At 67.6% G+C, this 18,036-nt stretch carries 19 protein-coding genes and 1 tRNA gene; 12 read left to right on the top strand and 8 right to left on the bottom strand.

The features are described 5' to 3' along the window. The first annotated feature begins 40 nt into the window (after positions 1-40). Together ABD206_RS07380 and ABD206_RS07375 are read left to right on the top strand one after the other, a co-directional pair. A complete protein-coding gene (locus tag ABD206_RS07380; protein WP_344070924.1) occupies positions 41-1,480 on the top strand; it encodes a GMC family oxidoreductase in 1,440 nt (479 codons plus the stop codon). Beyond that, positions 1,477-2,361 (top strand): oxygenase MpaB family protein, encoded by an 885-nt coding sequence (locus tag ABD206_RS07375; RefSeq protein WP_344070922.1) that lies wholly within the window; start codon positions 1,477-1,479, stop codon positions 2,359-2,361. The genes ABD206_RS07380 and ABD206_RS07375 overlap by 4 nt, the downstream gene beginning before the upstream one ends. 31 nt (positions 2,362-2,392) lie before the next feature. Here ABD206_RS07375 and ABD206_RS07370 read toward each other — a convergent pair whose 3' ends face one another. From ABD206_RS07370 to ABD206_RS07360, 3 genes are all read right to left on the bottom strand, one after another. Further along, positions 2,393-2,734 carry a histone-like nucleoid-structuring protein Lsr2 gene (locus ABD206_RS07370; RefSeq protein ID WP_344070920.1) on the bottom strand — a complete coding sequence of 114 codons (342 nt, stop codon included), beginning with the start codon at positions 2,732-2,734 and terminating at the stop codon, positions 2,393-2,395. A 40-nt stretch (positions 2,735-2,774) separates the two neighbouring features. After that, positions 2,775-3,632: a LuxR C-terminal-related transcriptional regulator gene (locus ABD206_RS07365; protein ID WP_344070918.1), complete on the bottom strand. Its 858-nt coding sequence runs from the start codon at positions 3,630-3,632 to the stop codon at positions 2,775-2,777. A 128-nt stretch (positions 3,633-3,760) separates the two neighbouring features. Continuing rightward, positions 3,761-4,300, bottom strand: a complete 540-nt coding sequence (locus ABD206_RS07360; protein ID WP_344070915.1) for a methylated-DNA--[protein]-cysteine S-methyltransferase — start codon at positions 4,298-4,300, stop codon at positions 3,761-3,763. A gap of 219 nt (positions 4,301-4,519) precedes the next feature. Between ABD206_RS07360 and ABD206_RS07355 the strand changes: the two genes are divergently transcribed. Continuing rightward, the gene (locus tag ABD206_RS07355) at positions 4,520-8,200 is read left to right on the top strand and encodes an AAA family ATPase (protein WP_344071458.1); all 3,681 of its coding nucleotides are present in this window, start codon (positions 4,520-4,522) and stop codon (positions 8,198-8,200) included. Beyond that, positions 8,187-8,375, top strand: coding sequence for a hypothetical protein (locus tag ABD206_RS07350; RefSeq protein ID WP_344070913.1), 189 nt, complete (start codon positions 8,187-8,189; stop codon positions 8,373-8,375). The genes ABD206_RS07355 and ABD206_RS07350 overlap by 14 nt, the downstream gene beginning before the upstream one ends. 7 nt (positions 8,376-8,382) lie before the next feature. Here the strand turns inward: ABD206_RS07350 and mscL are convergent, their stop codons facing one another. From mscL to ABD206_RS07335, 3 genes are read right to left on the bottom strand one after another with little or no spacing between them, the layout of a single operon-like run. Continuing rightward, positions 8,383-8,808, bottom strand: a complete 426-nt coding sequence (gene mscL / locus ABD206_RS07345; RefSeq protein WP_344070911.1) for a large conductance mechanosensitive channel protein MscL — start codon at positions 8,806-8,808, stop codon at positions 8,383-8,385. A gap of 19 nt (positions 8,809-8,827) precedes the next feature. Beyond that, positions 8,828-9,121: an FmdB family zinc ribbon protein gene (locus ABD206_RS07340; protein WP_344070909.1), complete on the bottom strand. Its 294-nt coding sequence runs from the start codon at positions 9,119-9,121 to the stop codon at positions 8,828-8,830. A 14-nt stretch (positions 9,122-9,135) separates the two neighbouring features. Further along, on the bottom strand, positions 9,136-9,729 hold the full coding sequence (locus tag ABD206_RS07335) for a 5-formyltetrahydrofolate cyclo-ligase (protein ID WP_344070907.1): 594 nt from the start codon (positions 9,727-9,729) through the stop codon (positions 9,136-9,138). An 81-nt stretch (positions 9,730-9,810) separates the two neighbouring features. On the opposite strand from ABD206_RS07335, the gene galU reads away from it, so the two are divergent. From galU to ABD206_RS07315, 4 genes are all read left to right on the top strand, one after another. Next, a complete protein-coding gene (galU, locus tag ABD206_RS07330) occupies positions 9,811-10,698 on the top strand; it encodes a UTP--glucose-1-phosphate uridylyltransferase GalU (protein WP_344070905.1) in 888 nt (295 codons plus the stop codon). A gap of 21 nt (positions 10,699-10,719) precedes the next feature. Beyond that, positions 10,720-11,349, top strand: a complete 630-nt coding sequence (locus tag ABD206_RS07325) for a GNAT family N-acetyltransferase (protein WP_344070903.1) — start codon at positions 10,720-10,722, stop codon at positions 11,347-11,349. 63 nt (positions 11,350-11,412) lie between these two features. Continuing rightward, on the top strand, positions 11,413-12,339 hold the full coding sequence (locus ABD206_RS07320) for a large exoprotein (protein ID WP_344070901.1): 927 nt from the start codon (positions 11,413-11,415) through the stop codon (positions 12,337-12,339). A 54-nt stretch (positions 12,340-12,393) separates the two neighbouring features. Then, positions 12,394-12,469: transfer RNA gene (locus tag ABD206_RS07315), tRNA-Ala, on the top strand. A gap of 48 nt (positions 12,470-12,517) precedes the next feature. Here ABD206_RS07315 and ABD206_RS07310 read toward each other — a convergent pair. After that, the gene (locus ABD206_RS07310; protein WP_344070898.1) at positions 12,518-12,664 is read right to left on the bottom strand and encodes a hypothetical protein; all 147 of its coding nucleotides are present in this window, start codon (positions 12,662-12,664) and stop codon (positions 12,518-12,520) included. 110 nt (positions 12,665-12,774) lie between these two features. Here ABD206_RS07310 and purU point away from each other — a divergent pair, with 110 nt between their 5' ends. From purU to ABD206_RS07295, 3 genes are read left to right on the top strand one after another with little or no spacing between them, the layout of a single operon-like run. After that, positions 12,775-13,674: a formyltetrahydrofolate deformylase gene (gene purU, locus ABD206_RS07305; RefSeq protein WP_344070895.1), complete on the top strand. Its 900-nt coding sequence runs from the start codon at positions 12,775-12,777 to the stop codon at positions 13,672-13,674. Between the two features lie 26 nt (positions 13,675-13,700). Beyond that, positions 13,701-14,549: a methylenetetrahydrofolate reductase gene (locus tag ABD206_RS07300; RefSeq protein WP_344070893.1), complete on the top strand. Its 849-nt coding sequence runs from the start codon at positions 13,701-13,703 to the stop codon at positions 14,547-14,549. Between the two features lie 43 nt (positions 14,550-14,592). Next, on the top strand, positions 14,593-15,939 hold the full coding sequence (locus tag ABD206_RS07295) for an aminomethyl transferase family protein (RefSeq protein WP_344070891.1): 1,347 nt from the start codon (positions 14,593-14,595) through the stop codon (positions 15,937-15,939). A gap of 9 nt (positions 15,940-15,948) precedes the next feature. Here the strand turns inward: ABD206_RS07295 and ABD206_RS07290 are convergent, their stop codons facing one another. Beyond that, on the bottom strand, positions 15,949-16,452 hold the full coding sequence (locus tag ABD206_RS07290) for a MarR family winged helix-turn-helix transcriptional regulator (protein ID WP_344070889.1): 504 nt from the start codon (positions 16,450-16,452) through the stop codon (positions 15,949-15,951). A gap of 130 nt (positions 16,453-16,582) precedes the next feature. Here ABD206_RS07290 and ABD206_RS07285 point away from each other — a divergent pair, with 130 nt between their 5' ends. Next, the gene (locus ABD206_RS07285) at positions 16,583-17,959 is read left to right on the top strand and encodes an aminomethyl transferase family protein (RefSeq protein WP_344070883.1); all 1,377 of its coding nucleotides are present in this window, start codon (positions 16,583-16,585) and stop codon (positions 17,957-17,959) included. The last annotated feature ends 77 nt before the right edge of the window (positions 17,960-18,036 follow it).

Here is an 18,036-nt window from a genome sequence, read left to right as displayed (position 1 = left end):
GATCCGCGGGCCCGACGGCACATCTCCCCTCTGGAGCGCGATGGGCTACCCCGGCCCGCTCGGGCCGCTGGGTGCCGACCACCCCAAGGGGCTGCACCCTGAGACCCCCACCACAGACACGACCCTCGACTGCGACGTCGTCGTCATCGGATCCGGCGCGGGAGGGGGGACCGCCGCGGCGGTGCTCGCCGCACAGGGACTCGAGGTCGTCGTCCTCGAGAAGGGCGGCTACTTCGACGATGCGGACTTCACCGGCACCGAGCTGACGGGCCTCACCACGCTGTACGCCTCGGGCCCGAGCGCCACCGCCGAGGGACAGATGAGTCTGCTGGAGGCGCAGTGCCTGGGCGGTGGCACCGTTGTCAACTACTCCACCTCGTTCCGAACGCCCGATCGCATCCGCCATGAGTGGGCGGCGACCGGCGCGACCGAATTCCTCAGCGACGACTACGACCGCGCGATGGATGCGGTCTGGAGCCGTCAGGGCGTCAACGGCGACTACAGCCAGCCGTCGCACCGCGACCAGATCATGGAGCGTGGGCTCACGGCATTCGGTTGGCACATCGGGAGCCTCGATCGCAATGTCATCGGGTGTGACGCCGGCGCAGTGTGCGGTCGCTGCGGTTACGGCTGTCCCCTGGGGGCCAAGCAGTCGGTCGCCAAGACCTGGCTCATGGATGCCGAGGCCGCCGGGGCCCGCATCCTGACCGGGGTCGATGTCCGCACCATCACGACGGCGCGTGGCAGCGCGAAGAGCGTCGAGGGTCGCACCGCCTCGGGAGTCACCGTCACGGTCCGTGCCCGCGCGGTCGTTGTCGCCGGCGGCAGCGTCCAGACCCCGGCGATCCTCAAGCGCTCCGGGTTCACCAACCCCAACATCGGCCGCCACCTGAGGCTGCACCCGGCGACCGCGGTGTGGGCGGAGTTCGACGAAGAGGTGCGTCCGTGGGAGGGAGCGATGCAGTCGCGCTACTCGACCGAGCGCTCCGACATCGGCGGATCCGGCTACGGCGTCGTGTACGAGACCGCCGCTGCGAACCCCGCGCTGTCGGTGGCGTTCCTGTCGTGGCGCGGCGCGCAGCGCCATCTCGAGATCATGCGCAACCTCTCCCATTTCTCCAGCGTCGGTGTGATCACGCGCGACCAGGACAGCGGCGAGGTCAAGGTCGGCAAGGACGGTGAGCCCACGATGCACTACACACTCTCCGCCCGTGACGCCGCCCGCATGCACGCGGGCGTCGACGGCGGCGCGCGCATCCTGGAAGCCGCGATGGCGGCTCTGCACATCATGGGCTCGGCGCGGATGGGTGGATCCGCCGAGACGAGCGCTGCCAATCCTGAGGGTGTCACCTGGGAGGCGGAGAATGTCGTCATCGCGGACGCCTCGACATTCCCGACCAGCTCGGGAGTCAACCCCATGGTCACGATCGAGGCGATCGCACACCTGAACGCCACACGACTGGCAGGGAGACTCACATGACATCCGAGCCGTCCTCCCCGCCCGCGGCGGCGGCGACGCCCCGCCGCCGCAGTCGCGAAGAGCTCGACGCGCTTGACTCGAGCTTCCTCGCCCGCAGCCTGCTGCTGACCGGCACCCTGTCGGGCACGGCCAACGTCATCATGCAGCTGGCCAACCCCGCTGTCGGTTACGGTGTGGCGCGCAGCACGGTGGAGAACGGACGTCTGGACAAGCACCCCATCAAGCGGGCACGCACGACGCTGTCGTACCTGGCGGTCGCGGTGCTCGGCAACGCTGAGGATCGCAAGAGATATCGCAAGGCCGTCACCGGTCAGCACGCGCAGGTGCGCTCGAGCGGTGACAGCCCGGTCGAATACAACGCGATGAATCCCGAGCTGCAGCGATGGGTGGCGGCGTGCCTCTACTACGGTGCCGAGGAGACGTACCAGCTCGTCTACGGTCCGCTCGAGGGGGCGGATCGCGAGAGGTTCTACCAGCAGGGCATGGTGCTGGGCACGACCCTGCAGATGCCAGCCGAGTTGTGGCCGGAAGACAGGGCGGCCTTCGAGCGGTACTGGAACGAGCAGGTCGCGAAGATCTCGATCAGCGACGAGATTCGGGCGTTCCTGCTCGGGGTCGCGTGGACCGAGTACGCACCCGAGCGGATCCGCAAGCGCATCGCCGAAGACAAGTACCGGCGCACGATCGGATACCTGCCGCCGGTGTTCCGTGCCGCGTTGCGCGTGGACTGGACCGCTACGGACCAGGTCTGGTTCGACGAGTATCTGGCCGAGGCGATTCGCAAGGAACGCCGTCGGCCACTCTGGGTCTCACAACTGGGGTATCGGCTGCTGCTGTGGGACGTGCGCGTGCGCTACCGGATGGGGAGGCGCCTGGTCTGAGCCGCCGCCCTCCGAGACCCGTCGATCCCGGTCAGTGCGCCGCTTCGTATGCTTCGAGAACGGAGGCCGGCACGCGGCCGCGCTCGGAGATGGTGTAGCCGTTCTCCTTGGCCCACGTCCGCACCGCGCTGTAGTCCTGCTGGCCGGAACGGCGACGTTTGCGCGCCGGTCCGCTCACCTGGGCGGCGGACACGCGGCGGCCCGCGGAGACATACGGGGCGAAAGCCTCGCGGAGGGCCGCGGCGTTCGCTTCGGTGAGATCGACCTCGTAGGCGACACCGTCGAGGGAGAACGTGACGGTCTCGCCGTCGCCGATTTCGAGGACGGTGCCGTCGAGGTCGTCGACGAGCTGGTGAACGATTTTGCGTGCCATATTTGGCACTTTATCGCCCGATTTCGTTCATTCGCGACAATTACGGGAGAATTCCGGCGCGTCGTGCTTTAGTGACCGCTGCATGCCGAGTCGAGACGCCCAGTTTCGACATCGCCGATTGGAGATAGGACTTCACTGTGCCGGCCCGCAGTCCCAAATTCTCGGCGATCTGCGCATTCGTCTGGCCGAGCGACGCACATGAGAGAACATCGACTTCTCGGCGGGAGAGCGTCGTGTCGACCCGTTCAGACGGCGCACCATCACCGCTCAGCGCCGCGATCCGGCGCTCGACCGCAGCGAGTCGCTCCCGCATCACCGGGTCATCGATCGACCCCGCGATTGCGCGCAATTCCGCGTAGCTTTCGCGGAGTTCCTCACGTGCTGCACCGCCCAGCGGAGGAAGGACCGTGGATGACGATGCCGAAACACGGTCGGCCACTTCGTCGCGAATACGGACCTCCGCAGCGAGGGACTGCGCGATGGAGAAGGCCGGATTGGCGCTCATTCCCTCAATCGAGGTTTCGCGCCAGGATCCGCAATAGAGAAGACCCCGGGTGCGTCCGGACACGATGATCGGAATGGCGAAAAGGGTGGAGATTCCTTCACCGAGAATCGCGCGGTCATAGTCGTGCGTGATGCTGCGCGACGTCCGGTAATCCAACGCCAGCCTCGGGCGTCGCTCGATGATCGCGCGACCTCCCAGACCCCGCTCGGCCCGCACCACGAGTCCGTCGATCATGTGGGTGCGTGTGCCCGACGTGGCGGTCACGTGCACCGCGCCGTTCTGCTCCCACCCGCCGAATGCCACGGGAAAGCGCGTGGACTCCGTGAGACCGCGCACGGCAGAGGCGATCAGATCCGCGTCCGTCATGTCCGCGGTCAGTGCCACTTCGACCATTTCCCACCTGCCGGCGACTCCACTGTCTGCGCTGCCGTCGCATCGACGCTACCACCGCAGAAGGCGCGGCGGCCGGGGATGCGCGCGGTTCTCGGCCGCACCCCCGGAGGGGTGATCGGCCTACACGATCACCCCTCCGGGCGCACGCTGTGATGCCCGAAACGACTCTCGTGGTCGAGCAGATATCGCTTGATCTCGGGCTGCCCGCCGTACTCGCCGAGGGATCCGTCCGCGCGGATGACGCGGTGCACGGGGACGACGACCGAAAACGGGGTTCTTGCGCAGGCGGTACCGACCGCACGCGCGGCACGCGGTCGGCCCGCAAGAACGGCGACCTCTCCGTATGATGCGGTCTCGCCGTACGGGATGTCGCACACCGCCCGCAGCGCCTCCCGCGCGAATCCGGGTACCCCCGACCAGCGCAGGGGCAGATCGAAGCGGGTGCGCCGCCCGGCGAAGTAGTCCTCGAGCTGCGCGGCTGCTGTCTGCGCGGCGGGCGCGGCGGACGCGAGGGGCGTGATCCTGTCGCGCAGGTGAACGGGCACGGTGCCCGGTGCGTCGCCGACAACGGGCTCAACGCTGAGCAGTTCGCCGGCCTGCGCGACGATCACGATCTCACCGATGGGGGAGGGATGGATGAGGATGCCGATCTCACTGGCGGGCGTCATGCTGACATCCTCGCTCTCCGCCCGCGACGAGCTGCGCTCCACCGCCGGTCTCCGCGAGGTCCGCGCTGCCCGACTATTGGGGAGGAACGGCCGGTGGGTCGGCGTGTCGCGCAAAACCGCAACACCCGCGCGAGGATACCGGGCGCTGCCGGATCAGCCACTTAGTCTGACCGTGTGGTGCGAGCAGAAGGCGGTGTCATCCTGGGCGTGGATGGTGCGATGCGTGAAGTCCCGGTGGATCCGGACGAGCCGGATGTGTCGGCTGCGCATGCCGACGTCGTCCACATCGCCGAGGCCGAGCGGGCACGGCTTCGTGCCCAGGCAGCGGAGCTGGGAGGGCGCTCGCCGCTCCTGCACTTCTCCGATTCGCCCGATGCAGGCATCGAGATCACCAAGGCGCACCCTGGCAGTCTCCCGAAGTTCATCACCGGACGCTCCACGCTCCTGTCGAACCTCTTCCGCGATGAGGTGGCTCTGCACACGGCCCATCGCGCTGCCGAGCGGATCACCGCCAAGAACGTCGAACTGCGCACCGCCCGAGGACTCGAAGCGGTGCGCCTGGCCGTGGGCCTCGCCTCCTGGCGCATCGGGGGTCTGGAGTGTGTCGCTCCTGTCCTGCTGCGCCCGCTCGCGATCCGTCGTCACCACACCGACTACGAGCTGAAGCTTCACGGGACTTTCACTCTCAACCCCGAACTGCTGCGCGCGATGCGCTCGCACTTCGGCATTGAACTCGACGCCGATGCGCTCGCCGCGCTCGCCTACGACCAGGGTGTCTTCAAGCCGCAGCCCGTGATCGACCACCTGCGCGCTCTCCTTGCGCAGGTACCCTCTTTCCAGGTCAAGCCGCGCCTGGTGGTCTCGACGTTCGTCGATGTCGGCGCCGATATGGCCCGGGACGCGGTTCAGCTCGACCACCCCGTGCTCAACGCCCTTGCCGGCGACGCCGCCGACCGCGAGCGACTGCAGCTGCGTCGCCCTGTTCCGGTACGCCCGGGCCCCGACGAGCGCTCGCCGGCGTCGGACTCGTTGCTGCTGGATGCCGACGCTGAGCAGGAAGCGGTACTGAGCCGGATTACGGCGGGCCAGTCGCTCGTCGTCCATACCCTGCCCGGCACGGGCGGGACGCAGACGGTCATCAACGCGGTCGGGTCCCTCGTGCGCGAAGGGCGACGGGTGCTGGTCGTCAGCGCGCGTCGCTCCACCCTCGACGGCGTCCGCCACCGACTGGCGGGGGTTGGGCTGCCCGGCCTGGCCGTCTCGCCGGGCGACCTGCAGCGTGACCTCATCCGAGCGATCGGACGCAACGAGAAGGCCGTGCCACCGAAGGTGTCGGAGGTCGACGACGCTCTCGTCCGCCTGCGCACGGTCCTCCGCGACTACCGCTCCGCCATCTCCGAGCAGCACGACGCGCTGGGGGTCTCGGTTCTCGACATCCTGCGGTGCACCTCCGCCCTCGCGCAGCTGCCGACGCCACCGACCACCGGCGCACGATTCGACATCCAGACCCTCGTGGGTCTCGCCCGCGGGCGGGACGAGGCGGCGAAGGCGCTCGCCGATGCCGCGCGGCTGGGTGAGTTCCGCATCGGCCCCTCCGACTCTCCCTGGTACGGCGTCAGCTTCCAGACCACCGAGCAGGCGCGCGCCGCGCACTCCTTGGCAGGCAAGCTCCACCGCACCGACCTGCCCCACCTGCTGGAGCGCGGCTACGTGCTGCTGGGCCAAACGCACATGCGCCCGTTCGAGACCGTCACCGAGATGGGGGAGTACCTGCGACTGCTGCAGGGTATCCGCGATTCGCTCGACCGGTTCAGCCCCACAGTGTTCGAGCGTCCCCTCGCCGAACTCATCCAGGCCCACGCGCCGCGTCGCGATTCGTCGGATCTCAGTGGCGCCAACCGGCGCCGCCTGCGCAAGCTCGCGCGCGAATACGTGCGGCCCGGCGTCCATGTCGGTGACATGTACGAATCGCTCGTCCGCATTCAGCAGCAGCGCCAGCAGTGGCAGCGTCTGGTCGAGACGGCGGTCGTCCCCGACATCCCGCTGGGGCTCGCCGACGTCGCGGTGGGCTGGCAGCGCGTGGATGCGGAGCTGGCCGAGCTCGATGCCGTCCTCGGCCGTGCCGGAGCCGATGCGCTCGCGCAGCTGCCGATCAAGACGCTCGTGCGCACGCTCGCGGGTCTGGCCGCCGACTCCGAGGTGTTCGAGAACCTGATGGAGCGCGCGACGCTGCGCACCCAGCTGGCCTCGCTCGGCCTCGAGCCGCTCTTGATCGACCTGTCTGAGCGTCATGTTCCTGAGGAGCGCGTCGCGGACGAGCTTGAGTACGCCTGGTGGCAGTCCGCCCTCGACCACCTGCTGCGGTCGGAGCCGGCCCTGCTCGGCGCCAACACTGCGGTGGTCGATCGACTCGAGCGTGACTTCCGACTCGTCGACGAGGCCCACGCCGCGTCATCCGGTCAGCTCCTGGCCGCGCACCTGGCCACGCAGTGGCGCATCGGTATCGTCGACGAGCCGCACGAAGCAGGAGCGCTCAAGCAGGCGCTGCGAGACGGGCGAACGTCACCCGCGCACCTGTCGAGCGTCGCTCCGACACTCATGCGCACGCTCGCGCCGGTGTGGCTGGCATCTCCCTACGACGTGCCCATGATCCCCGAGGATGCCGACTTCGATGTCGTCATCATCTCGGATGCGGCTGCCCTCAGCCTCATCGAGGCGGCCCCGGCGCTTCGCCGGGCGCGTCAGGTGATCGCGCTGGGTGACCCGGTCACCCAGAAGCCGACCGCTTTCCGCACGAGCGCCGGGCCGATGACGGTCGAGGACGAGCCCGAGACGCCGTTCGATGATGTGAGTGTCTTCGAGCGTCTCGCCGAGATCCTGCCGGTCGAGACCCTGACGCGCAGCTATCGTGCGGGCGGGGAGGACCTCGCAGAACTGGTCAACGACGCGTTCTACGGAGGGGACATCGTCTCCCTGCCGTGGGCGGGCTCCTATCTCGGGCGTGGCAGCTTGAGCGTTGACTACGTCGAGGGGGGAATCGGTGTCCCCGACCCCCAGTCGGGTGCGGTGGAGAGCCCCGAAGCCGAGGTCGCCCGGGTGGCGACGCTGGTCGTCGAGCACGCGATCAATCGGGCGGGTGAGTCGCTCATGGTGATCACCGCCAGCGCCAAGCACGCCGCGCGCATCCGGTCAGCGGTCGACAAGGCGTTTGCCGGACGCTCCGATGTCGCGGAGTTCGTCGGACGCGACACTGCCGAGCCCTTCGCGGTGTTCACCCTCGAGGAATCCGTCGCCGAGAGCCGCGACCGCGTGATCTTCTCGCTCGGCTTCGGTCGAACGCGCCACGGCCGGGTCCTGAGTGACTTCGGTGACCTCTCCACGGCTGACGGGGAACGTCTGCTGACGGTCGGGATGACCCGCGCCCGTCGCTCCATGGTGATCGTCTCGTGCATCTCGCCGGGCGCCGTGGACGCACGACGGCTTTCGCACGGAGCGGCCTCTCTCATGGGGATCCTCGGCGACGTCGAGCGGCGCGCGCGCGCAGAGCGCAACGAAGACGACGGCGATCCGCTGATGCTGTCGCTGGCACGAGAGCTGCGCCGGCTCGGCGTGGCCGTCGAAGTCAACTACCGGGGCCTGTTGCCCCTGGTCGCGCAGCATCGCGGCAAGGCGGTTGTCGCCGAGAGCGACCCGGAAGCCTCAGGCGAGTCGCTGCGGGAGTCGCTGCGACTGCGGCCCCAGATCCTCCGCCGGCTCGGGTGGCACTATGTCCGGGTGCACTCCTTCGATCTGTACAGCGACCCCGCCGGCGTCGCGCAGCGCATCGCGGGCCTGCTCGGGGTTCCCGCCGACCAGGCCGTCGCCGAGGGCGACACCCAGCCCCTCGATGCCGCGCTCTGACAGGCAGCGGATCGAACGCGTCTCGGGATCACGCCGGGCGCGCCTCACCCCGGCGCCGGGGACGGGCGACGAGCCGGTGGAGGGTGACCTCCCCGATGCGTCCGGTACGGCATCCAGCCCGGCCGAGGGCCCGAACGACGCTCGCATGCGCGGCGACGTCCCGCCCCACTACTGACGCCGGGTCAGGGTGTGGGGGAGTCCTGGCTCTTCTTGTCGGACAGCAGGTCGCGGATCTGGATGAGGAGCTCCGCCTCGCTCGGCATAGGTTCGGGTTCTTCGGGCAGATCCTCGCGCGCGGCGGCGCGCTCTTTCATCTTGTTCATCGGCATGACGAACACGAAGTAGACCACCACAGCGACGGCCACGAAATTGATGATCGCGCCGATGATCGACCCCCACGCGAAGCTCGTCGTGCCGCCGAACAGCGTCGGCACGTCGAACGTGAGGCTGTTCAGGCTGTCGGCCTGGAAGATGAGGGCGATCAGGGGATTGATCAGACCCGCGACGATCGCGTTCACGATGGCGGTGAAGGCCGCGCCGATGACGACCGCCACAGCGAGGTCGATGACGTTGCCGCGGACGATGAACTCGCGGAATCCCTTGATCATGTGTGCTCCCTGGGTGAGATCAGCTGCCGCTCGAGGCGGTGGCCGGCGACGAGGGCGTCGAGGATGAGGATGAGGATGACGATGACGATGAGGAGCCGCTTGCCCCTGACGACGCCGCGCTCGACCCGGTCGAACCCGATCGCGAGTCGGTGCGGTAGAAGCCCGACCCGTTGAAGGTCACACCGATCGAGCCGTACTCCTTGCGGAGCGAGCCCCGGCACTCGGGGCACTCGGTGAGGGCAGCATCGGCGAAGGATTGCACGGTGTCGAATCGGTGACCGCAGTCGCGGCAGGCGTAGGAATAGGTGGGCATCGGATTCTTCTTGGTCAGGTGGCGAGGGGGAGATCGACGATGCGCGCGGGAGTGACCGCACCGGTCACCGGCTGGTCGTGCACATCGCGGGGGACTGCGTCGACGAGTTCATCGTCGAAGATCACGGCGTAGACGGGTGGGGCGTCGCGCATCGAGCCGAGAGTCTTGTCGAAGTAGCCACGCCCCCATCCCATGCGCATTCCGCTCACGTCGACCGCGGCAGCGGGAATGATCATCAGGTCGACGTCGCCGACCGCGATCGGTCCGAGCAGTTCGCCCAGCGGCTCGGGAAGGCCGAACAGACCCTCGATCTCGGAGCCGTCCGCGGTCGCCACCGTCCAGTCCAGCAGCCCGTCCTCGCGCGTGATCGGCAGCAGCACGCGCAGCCCGCGGGAAACGGCGGCATTGATGAAGGGTCGCGTGTTCGGTTCGGTCGTGGTGGAGAGGAAGCACGACACCGAGGTCGCGCCGAACCGCTCCAGAAGAGCGTCGAGCTGCCGGGTCAGGGCGGCGGCGGACTTCTCGCGCGCCGCATCCGACATGATGTGACGCCGCTCCCGCAGGTCCGCGCGCAGAGCGCGCTTCTCGTCGTCGATCGCATCGGACATGCGTCGATTCTAGGAGGTGGTTTCGTGCCGGGCGCTCACGGAGGCGCAGTGAACAACGACGCTCCCCGGTAGTCTGGGTTCATGTCTGACCTTCCTTTCAAGGCCGTGATTCCCGCTGCTGGTCTCGGTACCCGCTTTCTCCCCGCCACCAAGGCGATGCCGAAGGAGATGCTGCCCGTCGTCGACAAGCCGGCGATCCAATACGTCGTCGAAGAAGCGGCGTCCGCAGGCATCCAGGATGTGCTGATCATCATCGGGCGCAACAAGAACAACATCGCCAACCACTTCGATGCCGTCCCCGAGCTCGAGGACAAGCTGCGCGACAAGGGCGACACGAAGAAGCTCGCCGCCGTGGAGCATTCCTCCGACCTCGCAGATGTGCACATGGTGCGCCAGGGCGAGCCCAAGGGTCTGGGCCACGCAGTGCTGCGTGCGCAGGCGCACGTGGGCACCCACCCGTTCGCGGTGCTGCTCGGCGACGATCTCATCGACGAGCGCGATCCGCTCCTCACCAAGATGCTCGAAGAGCACCGCCGCACCGGCGCGGCGATCGTCGCGTTGATGGAGGTCGATCCCGATCAGATCCACCTGTACGGTTGCGCCGTCGCCGCGCCCACCGACGACCCGGATGTCGTCACCGTGAGCGGGCTGGTGGAGAAGCCGGCGAAGGAGGACGCGCCGTCCAACCTCGCCGTCATCGGACGCTACGTCCTGGCCCCGACGGTCTTCGATGTGCTCGAGCACACCGCTCCGGGCAAGGGTGGCGAGATCCAGCTGACGGACGCGCTCGAGGAGCTCGCGGTCGAGCCGAACGGACCCGGTGTGCGCGGCGTGATCTTCCGCGGTCGTCGGTACGACACCGGCGATAAGGTGGACTACATCAAGGCCATCGTGCAGCTGGCAGCCGACCGCGAGGATCTCGGCGACGAGCTCAAGCCCTGGTTCAAGGAGTTCGCGGCGACCCTGTAGCCGCTCGTTGGAAGGGGTGCCGTGGATCTCACCGCTCCTCTTCAGCATGGGCCGGTATCCATCCGGCTCGTGCGTCAGCGTGATGCACGCACGCTGCAGCAGCTGCTGCTCGAGAATCGCGCCTGGCTGAGTCCCTGGGAGGCGACCAGCCCCGACGGGCCGGTGTCTTTCGACATGCGTCTGGGGGTGCGGCGGCTTCTACAGCAGTACCGCGACGGCGCCGGCGTGCCGTACGTGATGGAGTACGGCGGCCAGGTCACCGGTCAGTTGAACGTGTGGGGGATCGCCCGTGGGTCCCTCAGCTCCGCGACCATCGGCTACTGGATCGGTGAGCAGTTCGCCGGGCGGAACATCACGCCGATCTCGGTGGCGTTGGCCACAGATGCCTGCTTCGTGGAACTCAATCTCCACCGGGTGGAGATCTGCATCCGTCCCGAGAACAGGGCGAGCCTGCGCATTGTCGAGAAGCTGGGCTTCCGCTACGAGGGGTACCGCCGCCGCTACATCCACATCGATGGGGACTGGCGCGATCACTACGCCTTCGCACTGGTGCGCGAAGAGGTGCCGGAGGGGGTCCTCGGTCGCTGGCTCGCGGGCCGGGTGCCCAAGGATGCCGCGACCGTGCCCCCGCAGGATCGCTCCGCGGTCTGACACGCCTCGACACACCCGCGCCGATGCGGGCCGTGAGGCCCGTGGTCGCATACCGTATGACGCATGGACGGGCAGGTGCTGGGCGGGGGCGTCATCGTCGCTGTCTCCGTGCTGCTCTGGCTCGTCTATCTCGTCCCCTCCTGGTACGAGCGTCGTCAGTTCGATGCCTCCGAGCGCAACGCGGTGCGGTTGAACCAGGCGTTGCGCGTGCTCGCGGAGACGAGTGAGACTCCCGAAGAGGTGCGACTCGAGCTCAGTGCGCGCACGGCTCAAGCCCAGCAGCGTGAGGCCAAGCGTGCGCTGGCGGAGCGCGAACGACTCGCGCGTCAAGCTGTCGCAGAGCGTGAGCAAGCCGCCGTCGAGACCGCCCGCGAAGAGCTGCAGGCTGCGCGTTCGTTGCCGGCGGCCCGCCGCCGCCGTGCCCGTCGTCGGGCTCGCCTCCTGACCACGTTCGTCGGCATCGTTGCTCTGCTGTGTGCCGCGTGGGGGCTGTGGCTGCTGCTGGCCACGGGAGCGGAGACGCTGCTGTGGATCTCCGGCGCCGTGGCCGTTGTGTGCACGCTGATGCTTGGGCGGATGGCCAAGGTGTCGTCCCGTGCCGTGACGAGGGTGGCGCCCGTCGCCGCAGCCCCCGCCGTCCCGACGCCGACCGTGCAGGATGTGTCGCTGCCCGCGACGCGCCAGTGGGCCCCGCGATCACTTCCCGCCCCTCTCACCGCCGCCGCGGGTTCTCGCGCGGCCGCGATGATGGATGCCGAGGACGCGCGCGCGGCGCTGCGGCAGGCGGCGATGGACGAGGCGATGCGCGCGAAGGCAGCGGCCGCCGCGCCGCCCACGATCGAGCATGCGCGTGTCGTGCGCGAGCGCGCGCAGACCACCCAGCGTCAGACCGGGGGATCGGTGGACTTCACACGGCTCGGCTACGTCGATGACGCCGAGATCGAGGCGCACGTGCGTGACCTTCTCGCCCGCCGTGCGGCCAGCGCCTGACCCCGCCGCGATTCGGGGCGCACTCGAGGCGCGTGATAGTGTTACTGGGTTCTCGGGCCTGTGGCGCAGTTGGTAGCGCGCTTCGTTCGCAATGAAGAGGTCAGGGGTTCGAATCCCCTCAGGTCCACCAAAAAATCCCCGGCTATGCCGGGGATTTTCTTTTCATCGAGGCCGAGACTCAGCTGCCGCCGGTGATGATGCCGATCACGCCTGAGCCGATCAAGTAGACGCCGACGCCCGCGACGGTGACCCAGATCGCGATGCGTCCGTTCGAGATCTTGCTCTTGTCATCTTTGTCGCCGTTGCCGCCACCGAAGAAACTCACGGGGCAAGTCTAGTTCGACAGTGCTGAACCGTCCGTAGGGGATGATCTCTTCCCCATTCTTTGCCCGTTGATATAGTTTCAGTTGTCTGAAACAAGCAATGGAGCAGATCATGACACTCGTCGAACCTCGACCGGCCGCCACCTCGGCCAAGCTCCCCTCCGACGAGGGAGTCCTCCTCGTCGAGGGAGAGGACCAGCCAGGGCTCATCCAGGCGATCACGACGGTGCTGCACGAGAGTGGCGCGAACATCGTCTCCCTCGACCAGTACAGCGACAATCCCGAGGGCGGTCACTTCTTCCAGCGCACGGTGTTCCACCTGCCGGACTTCACCGCGGCCCGCGAAGATCTCGAAGCCAAACTCGACAAGGTCATCTCCGACGATTTCGGACTGACGTGGCGTCTCAACGACCGGTCGGTTCCCAAGCGCGTCGCCATCCTCGCCTCCACCTCCGACCACTGCTTGCTCGATCTGCTGTGGCGCCACCGTCGGGGTGAGATCCCCATGACCGTCTCGATGGTGATCTCCAACCACACGAACGTCGCCAACGACGTCCGCTCGTTCGGCATCCCGTTCTTCCACGTGCCCTCGCAGGGAGCCGACAAATCAGCGGCCGAGGCGGAGATCGTCCGCCTGCTGCGCGGCAACGTCGACCTGGTGGTGCTCGCCCGCTACATGCAGATCCTCTCGCCGTCATTCCTCGAGAACGTCGAGGTGCCGGTGATCAACATCCACCACTCGTTCCTTCCCGCCTTCATCGGTGCCGGGCCCTACAAGAAGGCCAAGGAGCGCGGCGTCAAGCTCATCGGTGCCACCGCGCACTACGTCACGGAAGACCTCGATGAGGGGCCGATCATCGAGCAGGACGTCGCGCGGGTGGACCACTCGATGACCGCCGCCGACATGCAGCGCAAGGGCGCCAACGTCGAGCGTGCCGTCCTCTCGCGTGCTGTGACCTGGCACTGCGAGGACCGCGTCATCCGTCACGGTCGCGAGACCGTCATCTTCTGAGCACACCCCGACACGAAAGGCGATCGATGGCGAACGCACCCTTCCTCACCCCGCTGGCCAAGGACTTCTCCCTGGAGATGACCGGAAAGGACGTCGCAGACCTGCGCGAGGCCGCTCCGCTGCTGCCGCAGGGCACGCGCATGAACGTCACCTTCCTCGGCAACGAGGACCTCCCGATGCGACTGGCCGCATCGCGCGCGGTGCTCGAGAGCGGGCTCGTCCCCGTCCCCCACATCTCTGCACGACGACTCACCAGCCGTCAGGAGCTCGAGACGTTCCTCGGTGCGCTGAAGGAGGCCGGCGCCTCTGAGAAGGTGTTCGTGGTCGGCGGCGACCCCGCCACCCCCGCCGGTCCCTACCCGGACTCGGAGCGCGTCATCCGCTCGGGCATCCTCCCCGAATACGGGGTCCAGGATGTCAGCATTGCGGGCTACCCCGAGGGTCACCCCGACATCGCGACCGACGTCTTGTGGGACGCGCTGCGCGGCAAGGCCGATTCCCTGCGCAAGCAGGGCATCCCCGGCACGATCATCACGCAGTTCGGCTTCGATGACGCCGCCTTCCTCGGCTGGGTCGAGAAGGTCCGCGCCGAGGGCATCGACTTCCCGATCCGCCTCGGCGTTCCCGGCCCCGCCGGAGTGAAGCGCCTCATCGCATTCGCGACCCGGTTCGGCATCAGTGCCAACGCGATGATCATCAAGAAGTACGGCTTCTCCCTCACGAACCTCGTCGGCACCGCCGGGCCCGAGAAGCTCATCCGCGCGCTCAGCGACGGTTACGATCCCGAGCGCCACGGCGACGTGCGCCTCCACTTCTACACCTTCGGCGGCATCGCCAAGACCGCGGAATGGGTCCGCGACCACCTCACCGCCTGATCCGCATATCGCACCCACCTTCATTCACTCAAAGGAGAGCACCATGACCATCCCCTCCCTGCAGCAGGCGATCGACGCCGCGGGATCCCCCATCCAGCTGCTCTGGAAGCCCGGCGTCGCGCCGTGGACCGTGCCGGTCGTCGAGCCGGAGTTCGCCGGCTGGGCCGCCGAGCAGACAGCGTGGCGCACGACCGTCGCCCTGTTCGACCTGTCGTTCCACATGTTCGACACGTTCATCGACGGTCCCGACGCGACGCGCCTGCTCTCCGAGGTCAGCGCGAACAACTACGAGAAGTTCGCCGTCGGTCAGGCCAAGCAGTTCGTCCCCGTCTCGTACGACGGCAACATCATCGTGGACGGCATCCTGCTGCGCACCGCGGAGAATGGGTACACCCTCACCGGCGTTCCCGCCTCGCAGAACTGGGTGAAGTACCACGGCGAGCGCGGCGGCTACGACGTGCAGTGCGTCACCGACCCCGACTCGTCGGTGCGCAAGGACGGTGACCCCACCCTCTTCCGCTTCCAGGTGCAGGGCCCCAACGCAATGGATGTCGTCTCTCGGGCCTTCGGAGGACCCCTGCCCGAAACGGCGTTCTTCCACTCGACGATGACCTCGATCGACGGTGTTCCGGTGCGGGCGCTCCGCCACGGCATGGCCGGCCAGGCCGGCTACGAGTTCATCGGTGACTTCGCCCACTACAGCAAGGTCAAGGATGCGCTGCTGGCCGCGGGCGCCGAGTCGGGGATCGTCCCGGTCGGTGGCAAGGCCTACTTCACGAACGGCGTCGAGAGCGGTTGGATCCCGACCCCGACCCCTGCGATCTACACCGACCCGCGGCTCGCCGACTATCGCGCATGGCTGCCGAAGTTCTCGTACGAGGGCATGAAGCCGCTGTCGGGCAGCTTCTACTCGAACGACATCTCCGACTACTACATCTCGCCCTGGGAGCTCGGCTACGGCCGTTCCATCTCGCTGAACCACGACTTCATCGGGCGCGACGCGCTCGCTGCGGCCAAGGGCAGCGACCAGCTGCGAACCAAGGTCACCCTGGAGTTCGACCGTGATGATGTCGACCGTGTCATGGGTGCCGACCTCGATTATCTGAACAACTACGGTCGCTTCCGCATCGAGGCGGGGGGTGAGCTGGTCGGGATGACGTTCTGGACCTCGAACATCGCCCCGATCGGGACGGTGCTCGCGCTTTCCCTCGTCGACGCCGCGCACGCCACGCCGGGAACGCAGGTCGAGGTCGTCTGGGGCGAGCACCCCGGTCACGGCACCGCCGGAGACGCGGACCTGGGCTTCCCCCGCATCCGCGCGACGGTGCAGACCTCCCCGTACGACGAGTACGCTCGCACCACCTACCGCGGGCTCGCCTCCGCCCGCTGACCGAACGGTCTATCGCGAGACGTCTCCCGGGACCGGCCACATCGTGCCGACCGGGAGCGTCTCGCCGAACGTGGCGGTGATGACCGCGAGCGCGGCATCCAGCGCGGCGGAGTCACCTCCCGGCAGCGCCGCGCGCACGTCGGCGTCGACCTTGGCGACCCGGCGACGGCCCTCCGCGGCCGCCTCGATGCCCTCCGGTGTCGCCTCGTACCAGATCACGCGCTTGTGGACGGGATGCGGCAGGCGTCTCACCCAGCCGAGTCGCTCGAGATGACCCAGCGCCGTCGTGACGCTCTGCGGCGTGAGGTGAAACAGGCGTGCCAAATCGGATGCCGACATATGCCCGAGCTCGTCAAGGTGGACCGTGATGCCCATCTGGGTCACCGTGACGCCGAGGTCCTCGATCGCGTCCGTCACACGTCGGTGGACGGCCTGATTCGCGCGCCACAGCCGGTAGGGGAGTGCGCCGAGCCATTCTGAGGGCGCCGTCGCCCCGTCCGCGGTCGAAGTCATCATCATCCTTTCGCTGACTCCAGATGTTACCGGACGCACAATGTTTTCAGATACTAGAAAACATTGTAAGAGACTGTTATGCTCGCCGAAGTCCCTCGGAGCTGAGGGTGACGATGTCGAAAGGACGACCATGGCCAGCCTCGAAGAAGAGATCCAGTCGCTGGGTGGACCGATCGCGCTGCTGCGCGCGGGCCGCTCCGGCGCCTACCAGTTCCCGGTCAAGCCCGAATTCACGAACTGGCGCGACGAGCAGGAGTCCTGGCGCACGAGTGCCGCGCTGATGGACCTTTCCCTGCACATGACGGATCTCGTCATCGAGGGCCCCGACACCTACGCGCTGCTGGCCCACGTGGGTGCCAACAGCTTCAAGGGCTTCGGCCCGATGAAGGCCAAGCAGCTGGTCGCTGTGGGCTATGACGGCAACATGGTCGGCGATGCCATCCTGTTCTGCATCGCGGAGAACGTCGTGCGCGTCGTCGGTCGTCCGCCGGCGCTGAACTGGGTGCAGTACCACGCCGAGACCGGTGACTGGGATGTGACGGTCCGCAAGGACGAGCGCTCCGTCGCCAACCCCAAGGGCCGTGAGTACTATCGCCTGCAGCTGCAGGGCCCGACGGCCGACAAGATCTTCGAGAAGGTCAACGGCGGTCCGATGCCCGAGATCAAGTTCTTCCACATGGGCACGTTCAAGATCGGCGAGTACACCACGACCGCGCTGAACCACCGCATGTCCGGCTTCCCCGGCCTGGAGTTCTTCGGACCGTACGAGGAACTGGAGGGCGTGCGCAGCACGCTGCTGGAGGCGGGTGCCGAGTACGGCATCACCCAGATCGGCGGCCGCGCCTATGCATCCGTCGCGGCGGAGTCGGGCTGGATCGCCAACACGCTTCCCGCCATCTACAGCAGCGAGGAGATGAAGGCCTACCGCGAGTGGCTCCCCGCCCGTTCGTTCGAGGGACATCTCGCACTCGGTGGCAGCTTCGTATCGGATGACATCGAGGACTATTACGTCACTCCCTGGGACCTCGGCTACACGCACATCGCGAAGTTCGACCACGACTTCATCGGCCGTGAGGCCCTCGAAGCACGCATCGGCGAGAAGCACCGACGCAAGGCATGGATCAAGTGGGACCGCGATGACGTCGCGAAGATCTACGCGAGCATGTACAACCCCGGAACCGAGCGCTTCAAGTACCTGGAGACGCCGGCGGCGTTCTACACGGCGTCGCAGTTCGACCGGGTCGAGAAGGACGGGAAGCTGGTGGGCCTCATGAACCTTCCTGTCTACTCGTCGAACGTCCGCGCCTTCATCTCGCTGGGCATGCTCGACGAGGAAGCAGCCGTCGGTGATGTCGTCGACCTGGTGTGGGGCCTTCCCGACGGTGGGGTGCAGAATCCGTTCGTCGAGAACCACACCCAGACCACGATCAAGGCGACGGTGATCGATCGCCCCTTCACCGAGGACACGCAGGGCTCGGGTCACCGCACGGTGGCCGCGAAGGTCTGACACGCTCATCCACATCGCCCCGACCGCAGGTCCTTCGCCTGCGGTCGGGGCGATCGCGTTAGCGTGGGTCATATCCC

Origin of the sequence: Microbacterium sediminicola, assembly GCF_039531125.1 — a bacterium.
GTDB lineage: Bacteria > Actinomycetota > Actinomycetes > Actinomycetales > Microbacteriaceae > Microbacterium > Microbacterium sediminicola.
Note: the sequence above shows the minus strand (reverse complement) of the source record. Positions and strands in the feature narration are given on the sequence as shown.

Excerpts from the sequence above, each read along its gene's own strand:
- ABD206_RS07380 (WP_344070924.1), top strand. The coding sequence starts at position 41 with ATGGGCTACCCCGGCCCGCTCGGGCCGCTGGGTGCCGACCACCCCAAG.
- ABD206_RS07375 (WP_344070922.1), top strand. The coding sequence starts at position 1,477 with ATGACATCCGAGCCGTCCTCCCCGCCCGCGGCGGCGGCGACGCCCCGC.
- ABD206_RS07370 (WP_344070920.1), bottom strand. The coding sequence starts at position 2,734 with ATGGCACGCAAAATCGTTCACCAGCTCGTCGACGACCTCGACGGCACC.
- ABD206_RS07365 (WP_344070918.1), bottom strand. The coding sequence starts at position 3,632 with ATGGTCGAAGTGGCACTGACCGCGGACATGACGGACGCGGATCTGATC.
- ABD206_RS07360 (WP_344070915.1), bottom strand. The coding sequence starts at position 4,300 with ATGACGCCCGCCAGTGAGATCGGCATCCTCATCCATCCCTCCCCCATC.
- ABD206_RS07355 (WP_344071458.1), top strand. The coding sequence starts at position 4,520 with ATGCGTGAAGTCCCGGTGGATCCGGACGAGCCGGATGTGTCGGCTGCG.
- ABD206_RS07350 (WP_344070913.1), top strand. The coding sequence starts at position 8,187 with ATGCCGCGCTCTGACAGGCAGCGGATCGAACGCGTCTCGGGATCACGC.
- mscL (WP_344070911.1), bottom strand. The coding sequence starts at position 8,808 with ATGATCAAGGGATTCCGCGAGTTCATCGTCCGCGGCAACGTCATCGAC.
- ABD206_RS07340 (WP_344070909.1), bottom strand. The coding sequence starts at position 9,121 with ATGCCCACCTATTCCTACGCCTGCCGCGACTGCGGTCACCGATTCGAC.
- ABD206_RS07335 (WP_344070907.1), bottom strand. The coding sequence starts at position 9,729 with ATGTCCGATGCGATCGACGACGAGAAGCGCGCTCTGCGCGCGGACCTG.
- galU (WP_344070905.1), top strand. The coding sequence starts at position 9,811 with ATGTCTGACCTTCCTTTCAAGGCCGTGATTCCCGCTGCTGGTCTCGGT.
- ABD206_RS07320 (WP_344070901.1), top strand. The coding sequence starts at position 11,413 with ATGGACGGGCAGGTGCTGGGCGGGGGCGTCATCGTCGCTGTCTCCGTG.
- purU (WP_344070895.1), top strand. The coding sequence starts at position 12,775 with ATGACACTCGTCGAACCTCGACCGGCCGCCACCTCGGCCAAGCTCCCC.
- ABD206_RS07300 (WP_344070893.1), top strand. The coding sequence starts at position 13,701 with ATGGCGAACGCACCCTTCCTCACCCCGCTGGCCAAGGACTTCTCCCTG.
- ABD206_RS07295 (WP_344070891.1), top strand. The coding sequence starts at position 14,593 with ATGACCATCCCCTCCCTGCAGCAGGCGATCGACGCCGCGGGATCCCCC.
- ABD206_RS07290 (WP_344070889.1), bottom strand. The coding sequence starts at position 16,452 with ATGACTTCGACCGCGGACGGGGCGACGGCGCCCTCAGAATGGCTCGGC.
- ABD206_RS07285 (WP_344070883.1), top strand. The coding sequence starts at position 16,583 with ATGGCCAGCCTCGAAGAAGAGATCCAGTCGCTGGGTGGACCGATCGCG.